Annotated in this window: 3 protein-coding genes; all 3 read right to left on the reverse strand. The window is 39.6% G+C overall.

Annotated features, from left to right (window positions below; genetic code table 11):
• Positions 1 to 150: 150 nt before the first annotated feature.
• Positions 151 to 3,024, reverse strand: coding sequence for a DEAD/DEAH box helicase family protein (locus I3255_RS12900; RefSeq protein ID WP_238039181.1), 2,874 nt, complete (start codon positions 3,022 to 3,024; stop codon positions 151 to 153).
• A 5-nt stretch (positions 3,025 to 3,029) separates the two neighbouring features.
• Entirely contained in the window at positions 3,030 to 3,536 is a 507-nt protein-coding gene (locus I3255_RS12905) for a hypothetical protein (protein ID WP_238039182.1), read from the reverse strand.
• 2 nt (positions 3,537 to 3,538) lie between these two features.
• The coding region (locus I3255_RS12910; RefSeq protein WP_269117327.1) for a DNA methyltransferase at positions 3,539 to 5,506 on the reverse strand (1,968 nt) is incomplete at its 5' end.

Below are 5,506 nucleotides of genomic sequence, written 5' to 3' on the forward strand. Positions count from 1 at the left end.
CATCGTTGAGCAAAAAAAAAGTGGGCAGCCGTATGACGAAAAAAGCACCGTGAAATCATCACGATGCTTCAGTATGTTGCCAAAAACTTCGAGTTAGAGATCCCTATTCATTGGATGTAATTATAAAAAGGGGGAGCTTCCCCTTTTTAACTAAGCTACCATTTTTTTAAATAACTTCTCTAAATAAACAGGACCAGTATCTTCCATAAACAGCACATTACGTTCTTCTAGCTTATCCTTTGGCTCGGAAACGTTGAGCAAATCTGAATGCAGCGTTTCCGAAACAATGAAGGCACTCAAACTCAGGTCTTTGTCAGCCAGCTTTGGTTCCAATTCCTTAATCTCGATATAAAGACCAAACTTAGCATCATCTAGATTCAGATTTCGGATGCCTTTTGGATCGATAAGGCTGAGCCATTGCTTACCTGTTTTATCATCCACCAGCCAGAGGAGGAAATCAGGATAGAAGTTACCCGCTGTCGCAAAGCCTAAACCTTTAGATTTAGTATCAGCGTTACGCAATAGATACAGACTTTTATCACCAATAATCGCTTGCCCTTTTGGTGTATCAATAAATACTTGTAAATCTTGAACAAAAGAAACTTCACTCGGAGCATCAAATGCCGTTGGGCGCATCTTCAGCGGCAGGTCAGCATTTTTCTCAACCGAAAGCAATGGATAATACAAGTGCTTATCGAATGTCACCGCTACCATTCCTGGTGCATTCCACTCTTTCGCTTTGCCAATATCTCCGTTAGCAACGATTTCCTGCAATTGCTCTAGACGTTGGACATAATCCAGACCATCATCCGATTCTTCAATTTCAAAATGATACATTTTGATCATGCCGGGATCGTCTTCCTGCACTTGCGTTACCTGATAGAACTGGCCTTCATAAGCATTTTTTAATGCGTTATAAAAACGCTCTGTGTAATCAAGTAACAAGCGCAACATGATGTCTTCTTGCTTTTTCACATCAGAAAATTTATTGATGTCTAGCTCTGATTTCGGAATCAGCAACGTATACCACTTGTTTGAAAAACCTGTGTTGCCCAAACAGAAATCCATCAAGCGTTGCTTATCAAGGCGCAAGTTTGACCAACCACGTTGCAACTTATAGTCCTGAACCGCAAGATATAAGCGCTCAAAGTCGAAAGCCGCGATAACCTTGTAATCGATCTTACCATCATAACGCACGTTAACTAGCGTGCTATCCCCTTTTCTGCTGGTATCAATCGATTCGAGCTTTGGATAAAGATCCAATTTTACATGCGGCAATTTTATTTTGCCTTCAAACGCAGCTGGGACTTGATAAAGCTCTGGGTAGTGCACCCGCTTGAAACCGTGCTTTTGGTTGTCTTTGTAACCATCTTTTAACTTGAGGGTTTTCAGCTTGGTCGCAGGCAAATTCGCACGCGTTTCAAAATTCAGCTCTAAAATCTCATCACTCGGCGTAATCCCTTCTTCTTCAAGATATTGCTTGAATGTCGCCATGTAGTCCGCACGAACACCAAAAATATTCAGGGTTTCAAGCTTATCTAAGTGAATTCCCTTTGGTCGCTGCCCTGGCGTACTGCGTTTTAGCGAATAGTCACGCCCTTTCAGACGTACACCACGGCCAAATAACTGAATGATCTGCGAACCTTCACCTCGGCCCATATTCAAAAGGCCCATAGTGGATACACGCCAACTGCTCCAGCCTTCAGTGAACTTACGAGAACCTATCAAGATGTGCAGTTTAGAGTCTTTATCATTCAAGGTATGAAAGAGTGATCTCGCAAAATCATCTCTTTGATAATCAAAGGTGGTGTCCTCTTCACACATCTTATAAAGCGATGGTGAATCACCAATGTTAATCAGACCAAATGGCTCGGCTTCACCAACCTGAAGCGCCAACTCACCTTTACTACCTATAAGGTTTAATACGCGAAGTCGCTGACCTGAATGCGTCGTGTTGAATAGCTTCGCGAGGATATCAACGTAAATATCTTCTGGACCATTCATCAAAGAAGTGAAACGCTTCTCAAAAATATTTCTATCTTTGGTATCGAGAATCCGCGCTTTGTTGTCCACCAAGTCTTGTATCCAATCTTTCGCTTGTGCTTCGTTGTTCAAGAACCAAGCTAAAAAGCGTAATACGGCATGAATATCAGAATCTTCACCGCCAACAGTGTTGCCCACAAACACCCAAAGTGGTTTTTCAATGTTGAACTCAGCTAACTTATCTTTGTTTTTATTGAACAAATATTGCTGTTGGTAAAAGCTGAGCAAACATGCTGTAAAGTACTCATAGCGACGTTCATTTTGCTTATCTTGTTCGGGATTAAGGTTAAGGATCAAAGACTCTTTACCATAGCCATCTTCGTAGAAGAATTTATAAGAGTAATCGAACAAAATGGACTTTCCGTAAACCTCTCGCGTTGCTTGAATACGTGCATCACGCTTTTCTTCAGTATCGAGGTCAAGTTGACTTAATTGTTCATCTGTCAATTTGCTCAATGCTGTTGTTTCAAACAACATTTTCGCTTTCTTCTTTTTAATATCGAGTTCAACTGCATCTACAGTTTTACCATCGGATACAGCCTGACCAAAAGTAGCCGAATACTCAAAAGCAAAACCATCGCGGGTTAACTTGTCACGACGACGCATCCAAGCACCAGCCGCAGTACCCGTACCTTTATGGCCCTCATCAATCAGCACCAGGTTTTTGCCTTCAAAAGCTTCGACTGCTACGGTTTTATCCCCCATTTCATCAGCAAGCTTATTGATATCAATAACTTCTATCGTGCCTCGAAATGGCGTTGGCTTACTTTTGTCAAATAGCTGAATATGCGAGAAACCTGAGTCATACAACTCATTCATGTGCTGCTGCGATAGGCGTTCATCCGGTGTAAGCAGAATGATCTTATCCGGATAATGGTTAGCATTGCCATTTTGGAAATAATGCAGGTATTGAAGAATATTTACATGCAACAGCAAGGTCTTACCTGACCCTGTTGCATTCCAGAATGCAAGTTTATTCAAATCATCTAAGATGTACTGTCTAAACTGATTGGCTCTTTTGCTGTTTTGCTGTTTTCTACGTTGTATGCTTCAAGCTCAAGATTCAACCCATCCAGCAACTCTTGCTTACGGTTAAAATGCCAGTCGAGGTAGATTTCCGTGAACAGCAAAGACAAGTACTGAAAATACTTCATATTCAGTACCGTATCTTCTTTGCGGTTGCGGTGCTCCGTGATCTGTTGCCAATGCTTAACAATATTCAAATCGTAACGGCGCAACTCGTCAAGGTCGACTAAATCGACCTCAAACAGATAGTTACTTAACTCATGGAAAAACAGGCTTTGACCATCCTCATGAATGCCTTCAAAACGGTCTTCACCTAGACGAATCTTCAATCCTTGTAATGTTCCGTCCTTAAAGAAACGAAACATAAAACGGTTAAGCACCAGTTGCTTATGGAAGCTCAGCTTGCTGTTAGCCCGCTTCTTAGTCGCTTTACCTGCTGTGGTCTTTTTTTGTGGAGCGCGAGCCATGCTTAAACCTCCTCTGCAAACATCAAGCTTAAGAACTCTGGCTCAATTTGGCGAAGCTTCAGGCTACGCATAACCTCGCCATCTTCACCATCAACAGTAAACGCAGTTGGCAAATTATGGTCACCATTAATGTAAATCACATCAAAGGTTTGCTCTTTGGCATACAGGTCAAAACGGTTCGCATACTCATTTAACTTGTCATAACCAATCTTGTCGCAATCACGCCACAAAATAAGAGTACGTTCGCCTGTAGGTAACGTACCTTCAATACGCACATAGCCGCGTTCAACGTTAGATTCTATTGATTTAACGTGTAATCCGACCAAATAGTTAAAGGTTTCTACCAGATTAATGGTTTTACGTTCTGTTGCACCAGCTGAGTCAGCTGCAATATCCATCTCATAGCTAAATGGCTTACGGAAGTTATCTGTATTCAGCAATGAATCTTTACTTTCTTCTTCCAACATATATTTCAGCAAATAATCATTTGCCACTTCTGGAGACATAAAATCAAAAAGTCCTGCATCCTTCTTCAATAAGTGAATATTATTCAAGCTATCTTCATAGCTTTCTAACTGCATCACTTTAAAAACAACAGATTGATAACTATCATTCTTCGGTAACCCACTCTTCCAATCGCTAGAAAATGACGCTTTCATCACCCTAGGTAAAGTTATTGTTCTAAAATACTCACCTTGTTCAACAAGAATAAACTTCCTTTTTCCATCATCTTTTCTATTTAAATTAATAACCGCATGCCCTGTAGTGCCAGAACCTGCAAAAAAATCTAAACAAAGAGAATTTTTCTCTCTAGCTCCTGCAATATCAATACAATCCTCCACTGCATGTATTGATTTTGGAAAATCAAAGATACTTTGATTACCAAACAAACGCTTAAGATGGTTTGTACCATATTCTGTCGCGCTATATTTTTTATCAATCCATACAGAGGGAGGAGTTATGCCTTCATTATTAGGGCGGTATTTATAATAAATATTTAGAACACCTTTATTATTTACTTTAGGAAAAATTTCAGTGTGTTCTTTTTTTATACGATCTATTCCCCAGCGCCAAACTCTCTCTCGACCTGTACCATCAATTGGCCATACAACCTGCTCAGTATCAGATGGCTGTTCTATATCAACATAAGATCGTGTTGATTCATCCCATCGCATGGTAGGAACTCTGAATGTATTTTCCTTGACATAAATTGGGAAATGCCTTTTAGGTCTTTCAGCTCGGTCACTTGAAGAGCCTTCTCTACGAAAATTGCGCAACTCGAAAGTACCGGTAGCATCAGTATTGTTAAATCTAGAATTTTGCTCGTCTGAACGTTCCATTTTAAACAGTCTAGATTGATAACTTTTCCCTGAGAAAATTGCATATTCATGACTTTGAGCCAAACCATTCAAAGTTATTCTACCAGAAGGGTTCATTCGGACTGTCACAGTTCCTAATGAATTATCTGCTCCAAATTTCTGTTTAATGATTTTTGCAAATTCATTATGTTCATAGTCATCAATCGTGGCACACAACACGCCCGAATTTTTTAGTAAAGGGTGCGCTTTATCCAAACGATCATTTAACAAAGTTAACCAAGACGAATCTCGATAGCCATTTTTATATAAAATTGGAGCAGCATCAGTGTTGTAAGGAGGATCTATATATATAGTATTCACCTTTGAATTATATTTACTTTGCAACAACTGTAGAGCTTGATAATTATCGCTTTGAATAAGTAGACCTGTAAAATTATCATCAATAGACTCTATTTCATTAATGATCTTCTCAGCTAAAGAGTTCGATAGCAAACTAGTATCAACCAACAAACCTTTATTATTTCTTAAATATTCAGCATCTCGATTTGCGTTAGTATCGATAAAATTTAAATGTTGCCATTTAGCCCATTGCTTATCTACACCAATAATATCGTTATAATATTTATCATCAATTTTGTCTAAAGAAACGAT

This window comes from Psychrobacter sp. Ps6 (genome assembly GCF_022129235.1).
Taxonomy (GTDB): Bacteria; Pseudomonadota; Gammaproteobacteria; order Pseudomonadales; family Moraxellaceae; genus Psychrobacter.